Genomic DNA, 19237 nt, shown 5'->3' on the forward strand with positions numbered 1-19237 from the left:
TTTTGAACTTTTTATGGATGATTTGCGTATTTTTGTTGCGCTGCATGTGCAGCATGATATGACCAGACAACCCAGCAGAGGACGTGATTCATGGCCCATGACGGACAGGATGTGACGAACATGACGCAGCCAGCGGTTTTGCCCGATCTTCTAACACTCAGCGCAGCCGCCCTGCCCGGCGTTCAAGCCGTGTTCGATAAGGCGGTCGAATCGGTTCGCGCGCAGGTGACTAGCGAAGGGCGAATATCGGGCGCACTGATCGAGGCCAATCAGACAGCCGCACATGGGCTGGCTTGGCTGGCCACATACCACCAGTCGCTGCAGCAGATGCAGCGCTGGGCCGAGGCGCTTCAGGCCGAGGGAAAATTCGGCGAGATGGAGCAGCTGTTGCATCAGATCGCCTTTGGGGAATACTTGCATCAGATCGCCGGTGGTATTCCGATGAACCAGGGCGAGGTTGTACGTTTGCAGGATCTTGGCCTTGGCTGGGATGCTCTGTCGGGATTCCAATGCAGCGAAGTGCAGACACTGATGGCGCAAGCCAACTCTCAGGCCGCGCGCACGCGTCTGGTTGAGTTGATGCAGGACCAGTCCGGTGCCACCATGTTTGGTGCGTCTGGTCTGGACGAAGAACTGGAGATGATCCGAGACCAGTTTCGCCGCTATGCCGTTGAAAAGGTTGAGCCTAATGCCCACGAATGGCACCTGAAGGACGAACTGATCCCAATCGAGATTATCGAGGAACTGGCCGAGATGGGCGTGTTCGGTCTGACCATCCCCGAAGAATTCGGCGGGTTCGGCCTATCCAAAGCCTCAATGTGTGTGGTCTCGGAAGAGCTTTCGCGCGGGTACATCGGTGTGGGTTCTCTGGGCACACGGTCCGAAATCGCCGCAGAACTGATCATCGCGGGCGGTACGGATGAACAAAAGGCCAACTGGCTGCCAAAACTGACCAGCGCCGAGATCCTGCCAACCGCTGTTTTCACTGAACCCAATACCGGATCGGATTTGGGCAGCCTGCGCACGCGGGCCGTCAAGGGTGAAGATGGTAACTATAAGATAACAGGAAATAAAACATGGATCACGCACGCGGCGCGCACCCATGTGATGACCTTGTTGGCGCGGACTAATCCCGACAGTACCGATCACCGTGGGCTGTCCATGTTCCTGGCTGAAAAGACACCTGGAACCGACGAGAACCCCTTCCCCACGCCCGGCATGACTGGTGGTGAGATTGAGGTGTTGGGTTATCGTGGCATGAAGGAATACGAGCTGGGATTTGACGGCTTCGAAGTGAAGGGCGAAAACCTGCTGGGCGGCGAAGAAGGCAAAGGTTTCAAGCAGTTAATGGAAACCTTCGAGTCTGCCCGCATCCAAACGGCTGCCCGTGCCATCGGCGTAGCGCAGAGTGCTTTGGACATTGCCATGCAATATGCACAAGACCGCAAGCAGTTCGGCAAATCTCTGATCAATTTCCCTCGCGTCTCGGGCAAGCTGGCGATGATGGCGGTCGAGATCATGATCGCGCGACAGCTAACTTATTATTCTGCTTGGGAAAAAGATCACGGTCAACGTTGCGACCTTGAGGCCGGGATGGCCAAGCTGCTGGGCGCTCGAGTTGCTTGGGCTGCGGCGGATAACGGGCTGCAGATTCATGGCGGAAACGGCTTCGCTCTGGAATACAAAATTAGCCGCGTGCTTTGTGACGCGCGCATCCTAAATATCTTTGAAGGCGCCGCAGAAATACAGGCGCAAGTCATCGCGCGTCGATTGCTGGGCTGACGCCCGAAGCGACGCGGTTTCCCCAACTGAACCCGGCCTTGCGCCGGGTTTTCTTTTTTCTTCCGTGTTGTACGGATCTTCAGGCCTATTTCTTCCGAGTTGTACAACTCGGTTTCAGGGCTTAATGGGCGAAACTTCCCCCTCGGATCGAGCGCAGAAATCGGGTAAAGGGCGTCAACCAAACCCAACGCCCAAGCTGGCCAGAGGAGAATCGAGCGTGAAGATCATCATCGCAGTTTTGGCCACCTGCATGGCCCTTGCCGGATGCGCCATGGCACCAAACACCGGGCCCGATGATGTGGACCAGTTGGCACAAGCGATCCAGCAGCTTGACCCCAAGGTTGACCCTGCCGAGGCGCGGCGTGCAGCCGAGATATCTTATGCCTATTCCAATCAACTGAAACAGGACTGGAACGTCACCGATCCAGCCATCATCCACAACGCAAAGGTCATCAACGGATTTCGCGAAAAAGGTCTGTGCAATGATTGGGCGCAGGCCATGACCACGCGTTTGAAGCAAGAGAACTTTCGCACGCTGGACCTGCACTGGGCCACGTCGCCTCCAACTGCGTTCCGGATCATCCACCATTCGGCTCTGATCAGCGCTAAGGGAGATTCAATGTATGAAGGCATCATCCTTGACCCGTGGCGCAACAGCGGGGTGCTTTATTGGGATCAGGTGCGCGAGGATATCAAATACAACTGGCGCCCCCGCCTTGAAGTGCGCGAAGAGTTAATCAGCGGTGTGAACCCCTATTGACAGGATATTGCGATGTTACGTCTGGCCTTGTTCCTGCCCCTTTTGACCCTGTTCCAATGCGACAAGGATGAGACTGTCGCCGCCTATGGCGCAGCGGATCAGACATGGGCTTTGCAAGAGATCGACGGGCAGCCTTTTGAGGCCAGCGCCCTTTTGCGATTCCCCGCAGAGGGTCGGATTGAGGGCAATGCCCCGTGCAACACCTATTCAGGTACACTGAATGCACCCTACCCGTGGTTTGAGATCACCGATCTTGTCGCCACCCGCGCGGCTTGCGCCGGGCTTGAAGCCGAGGGGTTTTATTTCGCCGCACTGATGGCGATGACCCAGTCCGAGGTGTCCGGCGATGTGCTGATCCTGCGCAATGAGGACGGGCACGAAATGGTGTTCAAAGCCGCCGAGTAAACTGCGCCACAAATCGCGCGCGTGCGTCCGGCAACGGCGTATGACCCAGCGACGGAGCCAGATGGTTTTCCAGAAAATACCCGGTTGTGCGTAAGGCTTCAGCAATCTCGGTATCCGGAGCCGCGCCTTCGCCGCGCAGGCAGGGGGGCAAAGGCAGCAGCTTATCGGCCCAGTCCCCTGCCCCCGCCGCACTGACCGCGCGGCCGGTTTTCGGAGAGACATAGACCAACCCCTCGGTCGCCCTTGTCACTGCGCAGGCCGAAAGATCCAAGCCAAAGCCCAGCTCTTCCAGCAGCGCCAGTTCCCAGCGCAGATAGGCCAGTGGCCAGACCTCATCCTGACCCAGCAGGTCCATCAACTGTTCTGTTTGCTGATAGATCGCCGGATGAGGCTCGCGTTCGGGCAGGCAAAAGGACAGCAGCGCCACCACCGCATTTAATCCGGCCAGCGCCAGCCGCCCTGAAAACGCCGCTGCAGCGCGCGAACGCAGGGGTTCGACCTGAAAGGTGCCAAGATGTTCTTCGAGCCGCGCGCGCCAAAGCACGTCCAGTTGCGCGCCGGGTTGCAGGATCGGGGCGATCTTGCGGCTGGTGCCACCGCGCACAATGCCGGCGTGACGACCATGGGCTTCGGTAAAGACCTCGATGATCGCCGCTGTCTCACCATGACGGCGAGAGGTCAGAAGAATGCCGTGATCACGCCAGTCCAAGTTTGGCCTCGTCAGGTCACCAGATATATACGCAGGAAATCTTATGGCGGTTGCAGGTTCAAGGTAGAAACGCGTCAGGTTGACCCTGTGGAACACCAAAAACACGTTGCGTGACATCTGTTCACGCAATAGTGTTCACTTTATGTTCTGCACGGAGGAATTTAAGAAATGTCACTTAACTATGTCATGATCGGTTCAAATGATGTCGTCAAAGCGCGAAGCTTTTACGATGCGGTTGTACCCAAAATCGGCGGCAAGGTTATTGCTGAATATATGCCCCACGCTGTTTGTTACGAGCTGCGGGGCGGTGGGTCCATGTGGGTCGCGACGCCCTTTGACAAAGAGGCCGCGACGGTTGGAAACGGCAACATGGTTGGCTTGCTCTGCGAAAGCGAAGCGGAAGTTCGCGAGGTGCATGCGGAGGCTCTTGCCAATGGCGGAACAAATGAAGGTGATCCCGGAGATCGACCTCAATATGGCCCGAACTTCTATGGCGCTTATGCGCGCGATCCTGATGGCAACAAGATGAGCTTTGTCTATTTTAGCGATGCAGGCTGATCGCGCGCCCTAGAACGTCATACCAGCGTGAATCAGAATGCCGATAACCATCAGCAGGTTCAGCACCATTGAGATACCGTTGCCCACATAGATGGGCAACTTGCCCACCACCAGCCCATAGGCGAACCACAAAAACGACAGCCCAGCATACAGAGACCAGGACAGCAGCGACTGTCCGGTCGCGTGTTCGGAGTGGGTGAAATAAAGCTTAATCAGTTGTGGAAGCGTGGCGAAGGGGCCAACGACGCCGATGAAGACCATGAACCCCTCGAACCGCTGCATCCAGTGACCGAGATTTGAGTTTTCCAGTTTCTGGGCAAGCGTTTCAGCCACTCAACCCCCTCCTGTTCCTGCGGCCCCCGGAAGATTGGGCCGTTTCATTCAGCCGGTTGCAAAGCAAAATAGTCGCTTTGCGCCGCACGTCCAAGATCATTTGGCGCGGGTTAGTCCAGACCTTCTTCACCCAGCAGGTGCCTGCCTTGGCGGTCTTCCACCTCGATCACCCAAAGGTCGGGGTCAAAACTGCGTTGGCGGGTGATGGCGGCATCTACGTCTGCCTCTTCTCCGGATGAGAGCTCCACCCATTTGCGCTCGCCGCTCATCAGATCAAAACTGCGCTGAAAGGCTGCGGCCCGCCCGTTGAGTGTGTTGAGTTTGATAAGCACCGCCCCAGCGGTGTCATCCCCATGCGCCACAACAAAAGCCGGTATTTCCTGAAACCGCAGCCGCGCCAGATAGGCATGCACCCAGAATTCAGCTGTCAGCCGGGTCATGGTTCTGACCTTTCCGTAGGGGTTGAGAATTTTCGACGAAAATTCTTGGCCCGGGTCATGCGTTGCCGTCTTTGAAATCCAGACCCATTTCCGAGTAGCGCTCGGACTCCTCCAGCCAGTTTGGTCGGACTTTCACCTGCAAGAACAGGTGAATCTTGCGGTCCAAAAACTCTTCCAGCTCGGCACGCGCCGCCTGACTGACGGCCTTTATGGTCTCACCACGTTTGCCCAGCACGATCCCTTTGTGGCCATCACGCATAACATAGATGACCTGATCGATCTTGGCCGAGCCGTCCTTGCGCTCTTCCCAGTTCTCGGTCTCGACGGTCAGCTGGTAGGGCAGTTCCTGATGCAGGCGCAGGGTCAGTTTCTCGCGCGTCATCTCAGCCGCGATCATGCGCAGAGGCAGATCCGCAATCTGGTCTTCTGGATAGAGCCACGGGCCCTCGGGCAGTTCCGAGGCCAGCCATCTGCGCAAATCGTCAACGCCGTGGCCTTTTTCGGCCGAGATCATGAAGGTCTCAGAAAACGGGTAGCGCGCGTTCAGATTGCTGGTCAGGGCCAACAGTTTCTCGGACGGCACCTTGTCGACCTTATTGATCGCAAGTGCGATGGTGCGGCCCTGCCCGATCTCTTCCAGGCCTTCGAGGATGCGCTCGACACCTTCGGTGATACCGCGATGCGCCTCGATCATCAGCACGACCACATCCGCATCCGCAGCCCCGCCCCAAGCGGCGGCGACCATGGCACGGTCCAGACGGCGGCGTGGTTTGAAGAGGCCCGGCGTGTCGACAAAGACCAGTTGCGCATCGCCCTCCATCGCCACGCCACGGATGCGAGCACGGGTGGTTTGCACCTTATGCGTCACGATCGAGACCTTGGCCCCGACCATGCGGTTCAGAAGGGTGGATTTGCCTGCGTTGGGCTCTCCGATCAGGGCGATAAATCCGGCGCGTGTGCTCATGTGTCCTGCGATCCTGTTTGCAAGTGCGCACCCCTATAGCAGAATGCGCGGACGGGCCAGAGGGATTTGTCGCATTGCGGATATCAGTGAGCGAAGGCCAGTCTGCGGCCCATAGGGCGACGCTGCCCGGTCGGCCGGTGCCGGCATTGGCCGGGCTTGATCGCGCGATCAGGTTGTAGTGTTCAACGCCAGAACTTGGTTCGGATAGGCTTGGTCCCCGATCCGAAAATCTGTGACTCCGACCTGCCGGAACCCTTTGGCTAGATAGAAGTCGATTGCGGGCGTGTTCTCGGAATTGGTTGTCAGCCAAATCGACGGGCGCCCTTTTTCACGCATGTAGTCAATCGCGATGTCGAGCAGCGCTGAGCCGATGCCTTTACCTTGATGGCGGTGCTGGACATAGAACGTCACGATTTCTAGGTCAGAAAGCCCGTCCACAGGTGCGATGCGATTTTCCGCAAGCCGAATATATCCGTCGATCCCGTCTTCGTTTTCGGAAACCATCAAGAGGTCTTGGCCGTCCTCCAATATGGCTTCGAACCGGGCGGTCGTGAACTCGGACAGTGCGAACTCGGCAAAGAAGGCGTTCACACCACGCTTTAGATATGTTCCGATCCAGACCTCAATCGACAAGGCGGCGAGGCTGGCGGCATCGGATTTCTGGGCGGGTCTGATCTTCATGATCTGGCCGCAAAACGGATCAAGACAACTGTTCCAACAACGCCTTTGCCGCTGCCTGTTCGGCCTGTCGCTTGGAGCCTGCGGTGGCCTGAGCTTCGGTACCATTCTGCAGACGAGCGGCGATCGTGAAGATCGGGGCATGGTCAGGGCCGGTGCGTTTGACCTCGACATAGCTGGGTGGTTTCTGGCCGCGGGCCTGTGCCCATTCCTGCAGGGCGGTTTTTGCATCGCGGGCGTCGGCCTCGACCTTGTGGATGCGATCGCCCCAGAGGGCGAGGATCACGTCTCGGGCAGCCTCGAACCCTGCGTCGCGGTAGATGGCCGCGATGACCGCCTCCATCGCGTCGCCCAGCAAGGCCTGCTTGCGACGACCTCCGGACAGCATCTCGGACCGGCCCAGTTTCAGCACCGCACCCAGATCAATCTGGCGGGCCACATCGGCGCAGGCTTCCTTGCGCACCAGCGCGTTGAAACGGGGGGCCAGTTGGCCTTCGGAAGCTTTCTTGTCGGCCTCAAGCAAAGCAGTGGCCATGACGAGACCCAGGACGCGGTCGCCCAAAAATTCAAGACGCTGATTGTCGGGGCGCGTGGCAGAGGACACCGAGCCGTGGGTCAGCGCACGCACCAGCAGTTCAGGGTCGGAAAACTCATACCCCAAGCGCTGCTGGAACGCCCTTATCTCAGCCGATAGCTTCAATTGACCGCCTTGAAGAAGCGGTCACCGCGCCATGTCCAGAAGAACAGCATGGACCGGCCAGCGGAGGAGAACATGATCCTGTCGGCGCGACCGATCAGGTTTTCGTAAGGTACATAGCCCACGCCACCAGCGGATTGCGGTAAGCGGCTGTCGGCCGAGTTGTCGCGGTTGTCGCCCATGAAGAAATAGTGGCCCTCGGGTACAGTATAGACCCCGGTATTGTCCGATCCCTGATTGCCGATGTTCAGCACGTCGTAGGACACGCCATTTGGCAGGGTCTCGATCAGGCGGTTCTTTTCGCAAACACCGCCGATCCCGACGGGACCGTTGGAACAGCGCGGGCGCAGGCCTTGTGGGCCCTGCGGTTCAGCAACTTCGGTGAACACACCGTCGGGTTGCTGCGGCACAGGAGTGTCGTTGAGGATGATTTGACCTTCACGAATCTGGATACGATCACCCGGCAGACCGATCAGTCGCTTGATATAGTCGCGCCCTGTCACCGGATGGCGGAAGACGATGACATCGCCGCGCTCGGGATCGCCACCCAGCAGACGGGAGTTGTCATCACCCTGCATCCAACCGCACACATCCTCGGCATCGATGTTCAGGCCGACGCTGGGGATGATCAGGCTAGGGCAGGACGCGTAGGAATAGCCATAGGCCATCTTATTGACGAAGAGGAAATCACCGATCAGCAGCGTCTGCTTCATGGAGCCTGAGGGAATCCAGAACGGCTGAAAGAAAAGCGTGCGGAAAACGCCCGCGATCAGCAGGGCGTAGACGATAGTTTTGATCGTCTCCCAGACGGCGTTTCCGGATTTGGCTTCCTCGGCCATACTGCTCTCTCCAGTCTATGCGTGGTTGGGGTGCTACATGCGTGTCGGGTGGAGGCAAGTCAAGGCTGCGCGGGTGCTTCTTGCAGCGGACGGGCCTCGATCACCACAAAGGCCTGCGCCCAGGGGTGATCATCGGTCAGGGTGACGTGGATGATCGCCTCGTGGCCTTCGGGAGTCATTTCTTTCAGACGCTCGGCGGCCCAACCGGTGACATGCATGACGGGCTGGCCGGTGCGCAGGTTGGTCACCGCCATGTCTTTCCACGCGATCCCCATCCGCAGGCCGGTGCCTAACGCCTTCGAGCACGCCTCTTTCGCGGCCCAGCGTTTGGCGTAGGTGCCCGCAGTATCGGCGCGACGCTCAGCCTTGCGCTGTTCGGTTTCAGTGAAGACACGGTTACGGAAGCGGTCGCCGAACCGGTCGAGCGTGCCCTGAATGCGATCAATATTTGCGAGGTCGGTGCCGATGCCGAGGATCATGTCAGACCTCCAACACAACGGTCCCGAGCTTTTGCCCCGCCTCGACCATTGCGTGTGCATTTGCCGCATCCATCAGCCCTCCGCCAGGGACGACGGCGTGGGACAGTGCGCCTTGTTCCAGCCACTGGCCCAACTGCGCCTCGCCACGACGGCGGGCGGCGGCGTCGAGTTGGTAGACGATCAGCATATGCAGGCGGATGTTCTTGAACATGAAGCCATAGAAATCCAGTTTGGGCTTCATTTGCGAAGCCGAGGCATAGCTGGCGATGGTGCCACCGGGGCGGATCATAGAAAGGGAAGCGGGTTGGTTGGCGGCGAAATCAACCTCGACAATGCGGTCTATGCCTGCGCCGTTGGTCATGTCCATCGCCGCCTCGGCCACGTCTTGCGTGCGGTACTTGATCCATTCGGACGCGCCGGAATGGGCGGCTTTTTCATCTGAACTGACCGTTGTGATAACGCGTGCGCCGCCCAGTGCGGCCATCTGGCAGGCGTAGCGCCCGACCGTTCCCGCACCGCCGGTCACAAGCACGGTCTGGTCGGTGATCGGTCCGTCACAATAGAGCGCGTACCATGCAGTCAAGGCGGGGATACCAAAACACGCGCCCTCGGCGAAGCCGGTCGTATCTGGAAGGAATACGGCCTGTTCGGAAGGTAGTGCGATGTATTCGGCCCCAGTGCCAAAAGCGCGTTGCCATTGGCCGTTCCAGATCCAGACACGTTCGCCGACGCGCGCGGGATCGACCCCTTCGCCTACGGCCTCAATCACTCCGGCCCCGTCCGAGTGGGGAACAACCATCGGGTATTGCATCACAGCGCCTGGGCGCGCGCCGCCGCGCAGCTTGACGTCGGAGGGGTTGATGCCGCTGGCATGGACCCGGACAAGAACGTCGCCTGGGCCGGGGTTGGGCGTGGGCAGATCGACCAACTCAAGGACATCCGCCGCCGCACCAAATCCGCGATAGGTGATTGCTTTCATGACATTCCCTCGTCTCCTATTGGTCAGCTATTGGTCAGCCGCGTCGGGCGTTTCCAGATCGAACACCAAGACGCCCTCGGCCCCATCCACGCACAGCGCGACAAGCCGCGCGCCAAGTTGCTGGTGGGTTTCGTCACTGGCATAGCGCTGTAGGTCGGCCTGAGCCGCGAAATCCAGTGTGAATCCGTAGGGATAGCTTGGGGATTTTGCCTCAAAGTCGCGGTTGGGGCCGTGGATGAAGCCACCGCAGCCCGACAAACGGTCTGCGACCGCGCCCAGCCCATCCATCACAGCGGAAAGCTCTGCGGTGTCGTGATCGGGCTCGAGTCGCAGCATCACGCAATGTCGGATCATCCTTGCACCTCAGAGGTCATGACAGGCGCACCGTGAGGATCTTGTAGCTGGCCACGCCAAAGAAACCCGCGAAGGCAAAATCAAACCAGCGGCGGGCGCAGCGATAGGCGTTGACCATGCGCGCAGACGAAAACAGGAAGGCGTAGCCGATGAAGATCAGCAGTGAACCCGCATAGAGCATGGCGAAATAACCCAGCAGCATAGCAAGGCTGGCGTCATTTGGCGCAACGATGGCGTAGATCGAGCCCCAGCTGAGGATCGCCTTGGGGTTGGTCAAGTGGATCGCCGCACCTTTGGCAAATATCGTACCCAATGAGCCGGTGACCGGATTGCCCAGCGCGACCTCATCCGAAGTCAGCGCGCGGCGCAGCGCCTTGAGCGCCAGCCAGCCCAGATAAGCGACGCCGATATAGCGGATCACCTCGAACACCCAGACATTGGCCAGCATAATCGCCGACAGCCCCAGTGCGGCGGCGATGCCCCACGCGGCGGACCCGGCGCAGATGCCCAGCGCAAAGGCCAGACCGGCGGTGCGGCCTTCGTTCATGGCGGTTCCGGCGATGCCCATGGTGGCAGGGCCCGGAGAGCCCCCGGCCATGAGCCATGCAAACCAGATCGCCACAAAGCCGGGTGTGATCATGCCCGCGCCTCGTCCATCAGGCGGCGCATTTCGTGAACCGCAGGGGTGAGGCCCCGGAATATCGCCTCGCCGATCAGGAAGTGGCCGATGTTCAGCTCTCGCACTTCAGGGAAGGCTGCCACCGGTTGCACGGTGTCGTAAGTCAGCCCGTGACCCGCATGAACTTCAAGACCCAGCGAATGGGCATAGGCGGACATCTCGCGCAGGGCTTCCAGTTCGCGCGCGGCGTCGTCCAGTTCGCCTTCGGCGTGGAAATCGCAATAGGCACCGGTGTGCAGTTCGATCACCTCGGCCCCGATGCGGTGGGCGGCGTCGATCTGGCGTTGGTCGGCGGCGATGAAGATCGACACGCGGCAGCCCACATCGCGCAAGGGCGCAATGAAATGGGCCAGCTTGTTTTCCTCGCGCGCGACTTCTAACCCGCCCTCGGTTGTGCGTTCCTCGCGCTTTTCGGGAACGATGCAGACGGCGTGCGGCTTGTGGCGCAGGGCGATTTTCTGCATCTCGTCCGTTGCGGCCATCTCGAAGTTCAGCGGCACCGACAGGATCTCCATCAACCCGTCGATATCGGCGTCCGAGATGTGGCGGCGATCTTCGCGCAGATGTGCTGTGATGCCGTCGGCCCCGGCCTCTTCCGCGATCCGGGCGGCGCGTAGTGGGTCCGGATAGGCCCCGCCGCGCGCATTCCGCACGGTGGCTACGTGGTCGATATTCACGCCCAGACGCAAACGGTTGTCAGACATCTTTCGAATCCTTCATTGTCCCTGAGGTCGAGCCTAGTGGTTTTGTCGGGGGAACGTCAGCCTCTGCCTGAGCAAGGCGTTTGATTTGTTCAAACTTCGCTTTGATTCTGGCGCGGCGGCGTTGCTGATAAGTACGGATAAGCGGCAGGCTAAGATAGGTGCAGATCACTCCGGCCACGATGCCTGGAATGACCCCGCCGATCGTATAAGGAAAGAACACATCGTCATAGAACCGGCTAAGCCCGTGCCAGTCCGCCTCGCGATGGGTGAACATGGCGATGCAATTGTCCTTGAGATCGCCCATCGCATCCGCAAATTTCCCCATCAACCCATCGGTATCGTCTTTGCGGAACTTGGTCCCCAGCAGGAAATGCCCGGTTTGCAGGCTGATGACCGCGATCGGCACATAGGTCAGGGGATTGCCAAAGAACGTGCCGCTGAGCGCGGCAAGAATGTTGCCGTTCAGCAGCCGCGCCAGCACGGCGGCGACCAGGAAATGCAAGCCATAGAAAGGCGTGAACGAGGCAAACACCCCTGCCCCGATGCCACGCGCGATGCGTTCCGGGCTGTCAGGCAGGCGCCGAACCCGATGTTTGACATAGTGAAAGGCACGGGTCCATCCGCCGCGCGGATAGACGAACTCTGACGCGACTTGGACAGGCGAGCGGCGATCTCGGCGCTTGAAAACCACTCGTGATCACCCCTTCTCAGCCAGCCGCAACGGCGGGTTTCGCACTTTCCCGGTACCGTTCGACCGCAGCAACGTCGCTTTCAGCCTCGAGCATCAGCATCAGCGAATGCAACTGTTCAAGATCGCGAAGTTCGACATTGATCATCAGCCGATAAAAATCCGGTTTGCGGTCGACAAATTCGAGGTTCGAGATATTGGCCTTTTTCTCGCCGATCAATGTGCAAATACGCCCCAGTACCCCGGCATCATTGCCGATGGTCAAATCCAGCGTCGCGCCATAGACGGCGGGGTGGGTGCCCGAATGCCAGTGCAGATCAACCCAGCGCTCGGGTTCATTTTCAAACTCGGTCAGGCGATCGCAGTCGATGGCGTGCACGACAACACCCTTGCCGCGATATGTAATTCCGACGATGCGCTCGCCCGGCAGTGGCTGGCAACAGGGGGCACGATCGAATTTCTGGCCCGGTTCAAGCCCGATCACAGCGCGGCGGGGCGAGATCGCGTCGCCATCATCCTTGGTGAGTTCGGGGTATACCGCTTCGACCACCTCATGGGCGGTCAACTCGGCACTGCCCAGACGGGCCAGCAACTCGTCCCGATCTTTTAAACGCAGGTGTTTGGCAGCGGTTTCCAGCGCCTTGTCGGTGGCTTTGCGGCCCAAGTTTTCGAACCCGGCGCGGGCCAGTTCCTTACCCAGCTTGATGAAGCGTTCCCGGTCGACCTCGCGCAAGGCGCGGCGGATCGAGGTGCGGGCTTTGCCGGTAACTGCGATCTCAAGCCAAGTGACCTGCGGGCTCTGGCCATCGGCGGTGATGATGTCCACCGACTGCCCGTTCTTGAGCCGGGTCCAAAGCGGCACACGAATGCCATCAACCTTGGCCCCCACGCAGGCATGACCAATGCGGGTGTGGATTGCGTAAGCAAAATCAATCGGCGTCGCCCCACGCGGCAGTTTCACCACATCGCCCTTGGGGGTGAAGCAGAACACCTGGTCCGAATACATCTCGAGCTTCACAGCTTCGAGGAAATCCTCATGATCATCCTCACTGTCGAATTGCTCGGTCAGGTTTGCGATCCACTTTGCCGGGTCGACCGCAAAGGGGTTTTCGGACCGCACACCGTCGCGATAGGACCAGTGCGCTGCAACGCCGGTTTCGGCCACATCGTGCATCTGGCGGGTGCGGATCTGAACCTCGACCCGTTTGCCGTCGCGCCCCGAAACTGTTGTGTGGATCGAGCGATAACCGTTCGATTTCGGCTGGCTGATATAGTCCTTGAATCGCCCTGGCACCGCGCGCCAGCGCTGGTGGATGGCACCGAGTGTGCGATAGCAGTCTTCTTCGGTCTGGGTGATGATGCGGAACCCGTAGATGTCGGACAGACGTGAGAAACCCTGATCCTTTTCCTGCATCTTGCGCCAGATCGAATAGGGTTTCTTGGCACGGCCAAAGACTTCGGCTTCAATGCCCGCCTTTTCCAATTCGTGCCGCATGTCGCCGGTAATGCGATGGATCACGTCGCCGGTTTCGCGTTGCAGAGTGATAAAGCGGCGAATAATCGACTGGCGGCCTTCGGGGTTCAGGACGCGGAAGGCAAGGTCTTCGAGTTCCTCGCGCATCCATTGCATCCCCATGCGGCCCGCAAGCGGCGCGTAAATATCCATTGTCTCACGCGCTTTTTGCACCTGCTTTTCAGGGCGCATCGCCTTGATCGTGCGCATGTTGTGCAGACGGTCGGCGAGCTTGACCAGAATAACCCGAAGATCCTTGGACATGGCCATGAACAGCTTGCGGAAATTCTCGGCCTGTTTGGTCTCACGGCTGGACAGCTGCAGGTTGGTCAGCTTGGTGACGCCATCGACCAACTTGGCGACCTCATCCCCGAACAGTTCGGTGACCTTGCCATAACTGGCTTTGGTGTCTTCGATCGTGTCGTGCAACAGGGCCGTTATAATGGTTGCATCATCCAGACGCTGTTCAGTCAGGATGGCGGCAACTGCAACGGGATGAGAGAAATAGGGCTCGCCGGAATGGCGGAACTGGCCTTCATGCATCTGTTGCCCAAATTCATAGGCCCTTTCGATGCGGTCGGCATTTGTCTTGGGATTGTAATTGCGGACCAGCGCAATCAGGTCTTCTTCTGAAATCATCCGGTCCGCACCTTTGTCGCTTGGGTTAACCCTGGCCCTGGGCCTCCATCAGAGCGCGCAGGAGCTTTTCTTCCGACATGTCGTCATCCGCAGGCTTGTCAGATTCCGCACCCATCAGCAGGGCCATCTGATCTTCTTCGGGCTCATCAACCTCGATCTGGGTCTGGTTGGCTTCGATCAGACGCTCGCGCAGCTCATCAGCGCTTTGGGTTTCGTCGGCGATTTCGCGTAGCGAGACGACAGGGTTCTTGTCGTTATCGCGGTCAACGGTGATCGGGCCACCAGCAGAAATCTCGCGCGCCCGGTGGGCTGCAAGCATCACCAGTTCGAACCGGTTCGGGACCTTGTCTACACAATCTTCGACCGTAACGCGGGCCATGGGGCGCTCTCCGTAAATGAATCCGTGGCAGGAAGGAGTTTATCTAAGCGCGAATCCCCGCCTTGACAAGCAAGAAATGCCGCAAATGCGAGGATCACAGAGGCTTGACCTCTGCCACCTCATCGGGCGGCAAGGCTGCAACCATCTGCGTCACTGTCCGGTCCAGAACGGGATGGCGCCAATCGGGGGCGACATCCATCATGGGAACAAGCACAAAAGCGCGGTCCTGCAAGCGCGGATGGGGCAGGATAAGGTGTTCCGGCGCAGATTTGGTCTGATCTTCGGGGGGAAGGGTCAGCCAGCGCTGGTATTCGGCGTCATCCGGCAGCACAAGTTCATCCCAACAGACCAGATCGAGGTCCAGAGTGCGCATGCCCCAACGCTGTTCACGGGCGCGCTCAAAATCATGTTCGATGCGGTGCAGCAGGTCCAGAACACCCTGTGGCGTGAGGTCCGATTCGATCAAAACCGCTGCGTTGACATAGTCCGGCCCTGCCCCTGCCGGAAAGCATGGGGTGGCAAAAAACTGGCTTGTCTTGCGAATCACCAAGCCCGCCTCGGCCATCGCGATCAGCGACCGCTCAAGTGTCACCTTGGGCCCACAACCTCTCAGACTGAGATTTGCCCCTAGGGCAATGACCGCTTTTGACAAGGTTTTGTCCACTTCAGACCCCATATTCGGACCAGAGAATACTTGCGATAAAGCCTAAAACACCTATTTTAAGGACACCATTGCACTGACCTATTACTTTATCACTCACGGAGCTCACGGTGCGGTGGCTTATACCGGAAGGACCATTTTATGTTTTACAAGGACGAACGGCTAGCGCTGTTCATCGACGGCTCGAATCTTTATGCAGCCGCCAAAGCACTGGGGTTTGACATCGACTACAAGTTGCTGCGTCAGGAATTTATGCGCAGAGGCAAACTGCTTAGAGCTTTCTACTACACAGCGCTACTGGAAAATGACGAGTATTCCCCGATCCGGCCTCTGGTGGACTGGCTGCACTATAATGGCTTCACCATGGTCACCAAACCGGCCAAGGAATACACCGACAGCATGGGGCGTCGGAAGGTCAAGGGAAACATGGATATCGAGCTTACCGTCGATGCCATGGAACTGGCACCACGCGTTGATCATATCGTACTGTTTTCGGGCGATGGGGATTTCCGCCCGCTGATCGCAAGCCTGCAACGGCAGGGCGTACGTGTTTCCGTTGTTTCGACCATCCGTAGCCAGCCGCCGATGATTTCGGACGAACTGCGCCGCCAGGCCGATAACTTCATTGAGCTGGAAGACCTGCGCGACGTGATCGGCCGCCCTCCGCGCGAGATGCCGACTGAACCCCGCAGCGTCGCAGCTGCAGGCGGGCACTGACCCCACCAAACCCCACCACTCACCAATGAGGGTTGGCAAGAATATGCGCGGCCAGGGCCAGAAGCCCTGGCCGCGCGACTTTAAAGGTATAGGTGCTGAAAACACCCTTGTGCTAACAGCGATTCATGTCAGTGAAATGACGCAGTGCTGTCTGGACCATGGCAATGAAAAGACCTAGGTGTTCGGTCCAGGAGATCGCCGAATGACAAAGCCGCCGCTGACATTATATCTGGCCGCCCCGCGCGGGTTCTGCGCCGGTGTGGACCGTGCCATCAAGATTGTGGAAATGGCCCTTCAAAAATGGGGGGCGCCTGTCTATGTGCGCCATGAGATCGTTCACAACAAATTCGTCGTCGACGGTCTGCGCGCCAAGGGTGCCGTGTTTGTCGAGGAGCTGGACGAATGCCCTGATGATCGCCCGGTGATCTTCTCGGCCCACGGTGTGCCCAAATCGGTACCCGCCACAGCAGCCCAGCGCGAGATGATATATGTCGACGCCACCTGCCCGCTTGTATCCAAGGTGCATGTCGAAGCGCAGCGCCACGCGGATGCCGGGCTGCAGATGATCATGATTGGTCACAAGGGCCATCCCGAAACAATCGGCACCATGGGACAGCTGCCCGATGGCGAGGTGCTGCTGGTTGAAACGGTAGAAGATGTGGCGCAGGTCGCTGTGCGTAACCCCGAAAAGCTGGCCTTTGTCACCCAGACAACCCTATCGGTGGATGACACCAAGGACATTATTGCCGCGCTTGAGGCCCGCTTCCCCGCCATCGTCGGGCCGCACAAGGAAGACATTTGTTATGCCACCACCAACCGGCAGGAAGCGGTGAAAGCCGTCGCTCCGAAAGCCGATGCCTTGCTGGTGGTGGGTGCGCCGAACTCATCGAATTCACGTCGTCTGGTCGAGGTCGCCTCGCGCGCCGGATGCAGTTATGCGCAGCTGGTGCAGCGCGCGACCGAGATCGACTGGCGTGCGCTGGAAGGAATTTCCAGCATTGCGGTTAGCGCCGGGGCATCCGCGCCCGAGGTGCTGGTGAACGAGGTGATCGATGCATTCCGCGACCACTACGATGTCACCGTCGAGCTGGTCGAAACCGCTGTCGAGAATGTCGAGTTCAAAGTTCCCCGCGTATTGCGGGAACTAGCATGAGCGGCATCCCCCGCGCGCCGTTATTCCTTGGTTTGGCTGGGCTGATCCCGTTTGTCTGGGGCGCGCTGACTTATCTGAACGGTGATTTGAACGATTGGGGTCGGCAGACGCTGGGGTCGCGCTTCGTGGGGCCGTATATTCAGCTATTCTATGGCTCGGTGATCCTGAGTTTCATGTCGGGCGTGCTGTGGGGCTTCGCCACCAAAACCTCAGGCAGCAAAGCTGCGGCCTGTTACACCTTGTCGGTGTTGCCTGCACTTTGGGCATTTTTCACGACCGGCGGCGGTCCGGTGAATGCGGGCACCAACCTGATGTATGGGTTTGCGGGCTTGCTTTTGCTGGACGCCATGTTCTCATATTGGCGGTTGACCCCGGTCTGGTGGATGCGGCTGCGCGTCCTGTTAACCGCTGGCGTGCTGACCTGTCTTGCAGTGGGAGTTTACCTGTGAGTGATGAACGGACCATCAAGGCCTACTCGGATCGCGTTGCGGATTACCTAAGGATCCCCCTGCCCGCCGAGCAGCTAGAGGCGCGTCAGGCTTTTGTAGATGCGGTCCGCGAGGGTGGATATGTGCTGGATCTGGGCTCGGGTCCCGGATCAGACAGCGCGTTTCTGATGCGGCAAGGGCTGAAGGTACGGGCGCTGGATGCAACCCCTGCCTTTGTTGAACATGCGCGGAGCAACGGTGTTGACGCCCACCTTGGCACCTTCGATGACGTCACAGAGGTAGCAGAGTATGACGGCGTCTATGCCAGTTTCTGCCTGCTGCACGCCCCGCGCGCCGATTTCCCGCGTCATCTGAACGCGATCCACACCGCACTGAAGCCGGGCGGGCAGCTGTTTCTGGGAATGAAGCTGGGCACGGGCGAGCATCGCGATGATCTGGACCGCTACTATACCTATTATTCGGAGGCCGAAATCGAGGACGCCCTGACCACAGCAGGCTTCACCATTGACCGTACCGTGCAAGGGATGGGCAAGGGTCTGGCCGGATCTTACGACGGCTTCATTCTGGTGTTTGCCCATGCCTGATCTCTTTGCCTATACCGATGGTGCCTGTTCCGGCAATCCCGGCCCCGGCGGCTGGGGCGTACTGCTGCGCGCGATGGATGGCGATACCATCCTGAAAGAACGCGAGCTGAGCGGAGGCGAAGCCGAGACAACCAACAACCGGATGGAACTGCTGGCTGCAATCAGTGCTTTGGAGACGCTGGAGCGGCCCTCGAAACTGACTATCGTCACCGACAGCGCTTATGTGAAGAACGGCGTTACGGGATGGATTTTCGGGTGGAAGCGGAACGGCTGGAAGACGTCGAACAAGAAGCCGGTCAAAAATGTCGATTTGTGGCAGCGGCTGGATGAGGCGCAAGAGCGGCATCAGGTGACCTGGGAATGGGTCAAGGGCCATGCGGGCCATCCCGAAAATGAACGCGCGGATGAGTTGGCACGCGCCGGCATGGCCCCATTCAAACCTAAGAAGGCGCAGGCGTGAGCGGGCTTGCCCTGCTGGATTACGCCTCGGTTTTGGTCTTTGCGCTGACCGGTGCGCTGGTGGCCAGCCGAGCGCAGCTTGATCTGGTCGGGTTTGCCTTCATCGCCTGTCTGACGGCAGTGGGCGGTGGTACCGTACGCGACTTGCTGCTGGACCGACATCCGATCTTCTGGGTCGGTCAGCCCGCTTATATCCTGATCGCTTGCGGCGCTGCGGTGCTGGTATTTTTTACCGCTCATCTGGTGGAAAGCCGGTATAATTGGCTAGTCTGGTTGGACAGTTTCGCCCTGTCCATCGCGGTCGCTGCTGGCACGGGTGCGGCGTTGTCGTTGGATCAATCCGGTATCATCGTAGTGCTGATGGGGGTGACCACGGGCTGTTTGGGCGGCTTGATGCGTGACGTGGTGTGCAACGAGGTGCCACTGGTACTGAAACAAGGTGAGCTTTACGTATCCTGCGCCTTTATCGGAGCCTTGACCGCTGTGTTTGCCACCCGCCTCGGGCTGGAAGGCCTGCTGGCATTGGGCTTATGTGCATTGATTTGCTGGGCGTTGCGCGCCGGATCTCTGTTGTTCGGTTGGCAGTTGCCGGTTTACAAGGCCCGACCGCCTCGGCAATAGGATAGAAACGGACA

The 19237-nt window shown here is 59.1% G+C and carries 26 protein-coding genes; 10 read left to right on the forward strand and 16 right to left on the reverse strand.

Translation table 11 applies throughout. The annotated features are described in order from the left end of the window. The first annotated feature begins 90 nt into the window (after window positions 1-90). The 3 genes from ACR0MJ_RS13895 to ACR0MJ_RS13905 all read left to right on the forward strand — a co-directional run bounded on the left by ACR0MJ_RS13895 (window position 91) and on the right by ACR0MJ_RS13905 (window position 2947). Window positions 91-1782: an acyl-CoA dehydrogenase family protein gene (locus tag ACR0MJ_RS13895; RefSeq protein ID WP_480761363.1), complete on the forward strand. Its 1692-nt coding sequence runs from the start codon at window positions 91-93 to the stop codon at window positions 1780-1782. A gap of 217 nt (window positions 1783-1999) precedes the next feature. Continuing rightward, window positions 2000-2542, forward strand: a complete 543-nt coding sequence (locus ACR0MJ_RS13900) for a hypothetical protein (protein ID WP_223116928.1) — start codon at window positions 2000-2002, stop codon at window positions 2540-2542. Window positions 2543-2554: 12 nt separating this feature from the next. Next, entirely contained in the window at window positions 2555-2947 is a 393-nt protein-coding gene (locus ACR0MJ_RS13905; protein ID WP_223116929.1) for an META domain-containing protein, read from the forward strand. Here ACR0MJ_RS13905 and recO read toward each other — a convergent pair. Next, window positions 2931-3656, reverse strand: coding sequence for a DNA repair protein RecO (recO, locus tag ACR0MJ_RS13910; protein WP_480761365.1), 726 nt, complete (start codon window positions 3654-3656; stop codon window positions 2931-2933). The two genes, ACR0MJ_RS13905 and recO, sit on opposite strands and share 17 nt — an antisense overlap. 168 nt (window positions 3657-3824) lie before the next feature. Here recO and ACR0MJ_RS13915 point away from each other — a divergent pair, with 168 nt between their 5' ends. After that, complete coding sequence (locus tag ACR0MJ_RS13915) at window positions 3825-4214, forward strand: VOC family protein (protein ID WP_170402289.1); 390 nt, start codon at window positions 3825-3827, stop codon at window positions 4212-4214. A gap of 9 nt (window positions 4215-4223) precedes the next feature. Here ACR0MJ_RS13915 and ACR0MJ_RS13920 read toward each other — a convergent pair whose 3' ends face one another. The 15 genes from ACR0MJ_RS13920 to folK all read right to left on the reverse strand — a co-directional run bounded on the left by ACR0MJ_RS13920 (window position 4224) and on the right by folK (window position 15255). Next, window positions 4224-4547: a SemiSWEET transporter gene (locus ACR0MJ_RS13920; protein ID WP_170392607.1), complete on the reverse strand. Its 324-nt coding sequence runs from the start codon at window positions 4545-4547 to the stop codon at window positions 4224-4226. A gap of 110 nt (window positions 4548-4657) precedes the next feature. Continuing rightward, window positions 4658-4987 carry a DUF1491 family protein gene (locus ACR0MJ_RS13925; RefSeq protein WP_170402292.1) on the reverse strand — a complete coding sequence of 110 codons (330 nt, stop codon included), beginning with the start codon at window positions 4985-4987 and terminating at the stop codon, window positions 4658-4660. 55 nt (window positions 4988-5042) lie between these two features. Continuing rightward, window positions 5043-5951 (reverse strand): GTPase Era, encoded by a 909-nt coding sequence (gene era, locus ACR0MJ_RS13930; protein ID WP_480761367.1) that lies wholly within the window; start codon window positions 5949-5951, stop codon window positions 5043-5045. Window positions 5952-6119: 168 nt separating this feature from the next. Next, entirely contained in the window at window positions 6120-6632 is a 513-nt protein-coding gene (locus tag ACR0MJ_RS13935; protein WP_170609734.1) for a GNAT family N-acetyltransferase, read from the reverse strand. 19 nt (window positions 6633-6651) lie between these two features. Beyond that, the gene (gene rnc / locus ACR0MJ_RS13940) at window positions 6652-7329 is read right to left on the reverse strand and encodes a ribonuclease III (RefSeq protein WP_170402298.1); all 678 of its coding nucleotides are present in this window, start codon (window positions 7327-7329) and stop codon (window positions 6652-6654) included. Further along, window positions 7326-8165, reverse strand: a complete 840-nt coding sequence (gene lepB / locus ACR0MJ_RS13945) for a signal peptidase I (protein ID WP_170392612.1) — start codon at window positions 8163-8165, stop codon at window positions 7326-7328. Before lepB ends, rnc begins: the two co-directional genes overlap by 4 nt. Before the next feature lie 59 nt (window positions 8166-8224). Next, window positions 8225-8644, reverse strand: a complete 420-nt coding sequence (gene acpS, locus ACR0MJ_RS13950; RefSeq protein WP_170392613.1) for a holo-ACP synthase — start codon at window positions 8642-8644, stop codon at window positions 8225-8227. A gap of 1 nt (window position 8645) precedes the next feature. Continuing rightward, the gene (locus tag ACR0MJ_RS13955) at window positions 8646-9623 is read right to left on the reverse strand and encodes an NADPH:quinone reductase (protein ID WP_480761369.1); all 978 of its coding nucleotides are present in this window, start codon (window positions 9621-9623) and stop codon (window positions 8646-8648) included. Window positions 9624-9650: 27 nt separating this feature from the next. Then, on the reverse strand, window positions 9651-9977 hold the full coding sequence (locus tag ACR0MJ_RS13960; RefSeq protein WP_170587919.1) for a Dabb family protein: 327 nt from the start codon (window positions 9975-9977) through the stop codon (window positions 9651-9653). Window positions 9978-9993: 16 nt separating this feature from the next. Beyond that, a complete protein-coding gene (locus ACR0MJ_RS13965; RefSeq protein ID WP_480761370.1) occupies window positions 9994-10617 on the reverse strand; it encodes a LysE family translocator in 624 nt (207 codons plus the stop codon). Further along, entirely contained in the window at window positions 10614-11360 is a 747-nt protein-coding gene (locus tag ACR0MJ_RS13970; RefSeq protein ID WP_480761372.1) for a pyridoxine 5'-phosphate synthase, read from the reverse strand. The genes ACR0MJ_RS13965 and ACR0MJ_RS13970 overlap by 4 nt, the downstream gene beginning before the upstream one ends. Further along, on the reverse strand, window positions 11353-12051 hold the full coding sequence (locus ACR0MJ_RS13975; protein WP_480761374.1) for a DUF2062 domain-containing protein: 699 nt from the start codon (window positions 12049-12051) through the stop codon (window positions 11353-11355). Before ACR0MJ_RS13975 ends, ACR0MJ_RS13970 begins: the two co-directional genes overlap by 8 nt. Window positions 12052-12067: 16 nt before the next feature. Next, complete coding sequence (locus ACR0MJ_RS13980) at window positions 12068-14200, reverse strand: RelA/SpoT family protein (RefSeq protein ID WP_170392619.1); 2133 nt, start codon at window positions 14198-14200, stop codon at window positions 12068-12070. A gap of 25 nt (window positions 14201-14225) precedes the next feature. Then, window positions 14226-14579: a DNA-directed RNA polymerase subunit omega gene (gene rpoZ / locus ACR0MJ_RS13985; RefSeq protein ID WP_010437681.1), complete on the reverse strand. Its 354-nt coding sequence runs from the start codon at window positions 14577-14579 to the stop codon at window positions 14226-14228. Window positions 14580-14673: 94 nt separating this feature from the next. Continuing rightward, window positions 14674-15255 (reverse strand): 2-amino-4-hydroxy-6-hydroxymethyldihydropteridine diphosphokinase, encoded by a 582-nt coding sequence (gene folK / locus ACR0MJ_RS13990; RefSeq protein ID WP_480761376.1) that lies wholly within the window; start codon window positions 15253-15255, stop codon window positions 14674-14676. 126 nt (window positions 15256-15381) lie between these two features. Between folK and ACR0MJ_RS13995 the strand changes: the two genes are divergently transcribed. The 6 genes from ACR0MJ_RS13995 to ACR0MJ_RS14020 all read left to right on the forward strand — a co-directional run bounded on the left by ACR0MJ_RS13995 (window position 15382) and on the right by ACR0MJ_RS14020 (window position 19223). Beyond that, window positions 15382-15957, forward strand: a complete 576-nt coding sequence (locus ACR0MJ_RS13995) for a LabA-like NYN domain-containing protein (protein WP_039541714.1) — start codon at window positions 15382-15384, stop codon at window positions 15955-15957. Window positions 15958-16159: 202 nt separating this feature from the next. Then, window positions 16160-17110, forward strand: a complete 951-nt coding sequence (ispH, locus tag ACR0MJ_RS14000) for a 4-hydroxy-3-methylbut-2-enyl diphosphate reductase (protein WP_170802257.1) — start codon at window positions 16160-16162, stop codon at window positions 17108-17110. Then, window positions 17107-17559, forward strand: a complete 453-nt coding sequence (locus ACR0MJ_RS14005) for a DUF3429 domain-containing protein (protein ID WP_480761380.1) — start codon at window positions 17107-17109, stop codon at window positions 17557-17559. Before ispH ends, ACR0MJ_RS14005 begins: the two co-directional genes overlap by 4 nt. After that, window positions 17556-18143 (forward strand): class I SAM-dependent methyltransferase, encoded by a 588-nt coding sequence (locus tag ACR0MJ_RS14010; protein WP_480761382.1) that lies wholly within the window; start codon window positions 17556-17558, stop codon window positions 18141-18143. Before ACR0MJ_RS14005 ends, ACR0MJ_RS14010 begins: the two co-directional genes overlap by 4 nt. Next, a complete protein-coding gene (gene rnhA, locus ACR0MJ_RS14015) occupies window positions 18136-18603 on the forward strand; it encodes a ribonuclease HI (protein WP_480592527.1) in 468 nt (155 codons plus the stop codon). The genes ACR0MJ_RS14010 and rnhA overlap by 8 nt, the downstream gene beginning before the upstream one ends. Beyond that, window positions 18600-19223 carry a trimeric intracellular cation channel family protein gene (locus ACR0MJ_RS14020; protein ID WP_170392625.1) on the forward strand — a complete coding sequence of 208 codons (624 nt, stop codon included), beginning with the start codon at window positions 18600-18602 and terminating at the stop codon, window positions 19221-19223. Before rnhA ends, ACR0MJ_RS14020 begins: the two co-directional genes overlap by 4 nt. Window positions 19224-19237 lie beyond the last annotated feature (14 nt).

Source organism: Ruegeria sp. C6, from assembly GCF_056537625.1.

Coding starts and splice junctions, on each gene's coding strand:
- ACR0MJ_RS13895 (WP_480761363.1), top strand. CDS start 91: ATGGCCCATGACGGACAGGATGTGACGAACATGACGCAGCCAGCGGTT.
- ACR0MJ_RS13905 (WP_223116929.1), top strand. CDS start 2,555: ATGTTACGTCTGGCCTTGTTCCTGCCCCTTTTGACCCTGTTCCAATGC.
- ACR0MJ_RS13915 (WP_170402289.1), top strand. CDS start 3,825: ATGTCACTTAACTATGTCATGATCGGTTCAAATGATGTCGTCAAAGCG.
- ACR0MJ_RS13925 (WP_170402292.1), bottom strand. CDS start 4,987: ATGACCCGGCTGACAGCTGAATTCTGGGTGCATGCCTATCTGGCGCGG.
- era (WP_480761367.1), bottom strand. CDS start 5,951: ATGAGCACACGCGCCGGATTTATCGCCCTGATCGGAGAGCCCAACGCA.
- ACR0MJ_RS13935 (WP_170609734.1), bottom strand. CDS start 6,632: ATGAAGATCAGACCCGCCCAGAAATCCGATGCCGCCAGCCTCGCCGCC.
- lepB (WP_170392612.1), bottom strand. CDS start 8,165: ATGGCCGAGGAAGCCAAATCCGGAAACGCCGTCTGGGAGACGATCAAA.
- acpS (WP_170392613.1), bottom strand. CDS start 8,644: ATGATCCTCGGCATCGGCACCGACCTCGCAAATATTGATCGCATTCAG.
- ACR0MJ_RS13955 (WP_480761369.1), bottom strand. CDS start 9,623: ATGAAAGCAATCACCTATCGCGGATTTGGTGCGGCGGCGGATGTCCTT.
- ACR0MJ_RS13960 (WP_170587919.1), bottom strand. CDS start 9,977: ATGATCCGACATTGCGTGATGCTGCGACTCGAGCCCGATCACGACACC.
- ACR0MJ_RS13965 (WP_480761370.1), bottom strand. CDS start 10,617: ATGATCACACCCGGCTTTGTGGCGATCTGGTTTGCATGGCTCATGGCC.
- ACR0MJ_RS13970 (WP_480761372.1), bottom strand. CDS start 11,360: ATGTCTGACAACCGTTTGCGTCTGGGCGTGAATATCGACCACGTAGCC.
- ACR0MJ_RS13980 (WP_170392619.1), bottom strand. CDS start 14,200: ATGATTTCAGAAGAAGACCTGATTGCGCTGGTCCGCAATTACAATCCC.
- rpoZ (WP_010437681.1), bottom strand. CDS start 14,579: ATGGCCCGCGTTACGGTCGAAGATTGTGTAGACAAGGTCCCGAACCGG.
- folK (WP_480761376.1), bottom strand. CDS start 15,255: ATGGGGTCTGAAGTGGACAAAACCTTGTCAAAAGCGGTCATTGCCCTA.
- ACR0MJ_RS13995 (WP_039541714.1), top strand. CDS start 15,382: ATGTTTTACAAGGACGAACGGCTAGCGCTGTTCATCGACGGCTCGAAT.
- ispH (WP_170802257.1), top strand. CDS start 16,160: ATGACAAAGCCGCCGCTGACATTATATCTGGCCGCCCCGCGCGGGTTC.
- ACR0MJ_RS14005 (WP_480761380.1), top strand. CDS start 17,107: ATGAGCGGCATCCCCCGCGCGCCGTTATTCCTTGGTTTGGCTGGGCTG.
- rnhA (WP_480592527.1), top strand. CDS start 18,136: ATGCCTGATCTCTTTGCCTATACCGATGGTGCCTGTTCCGGCAATCCC.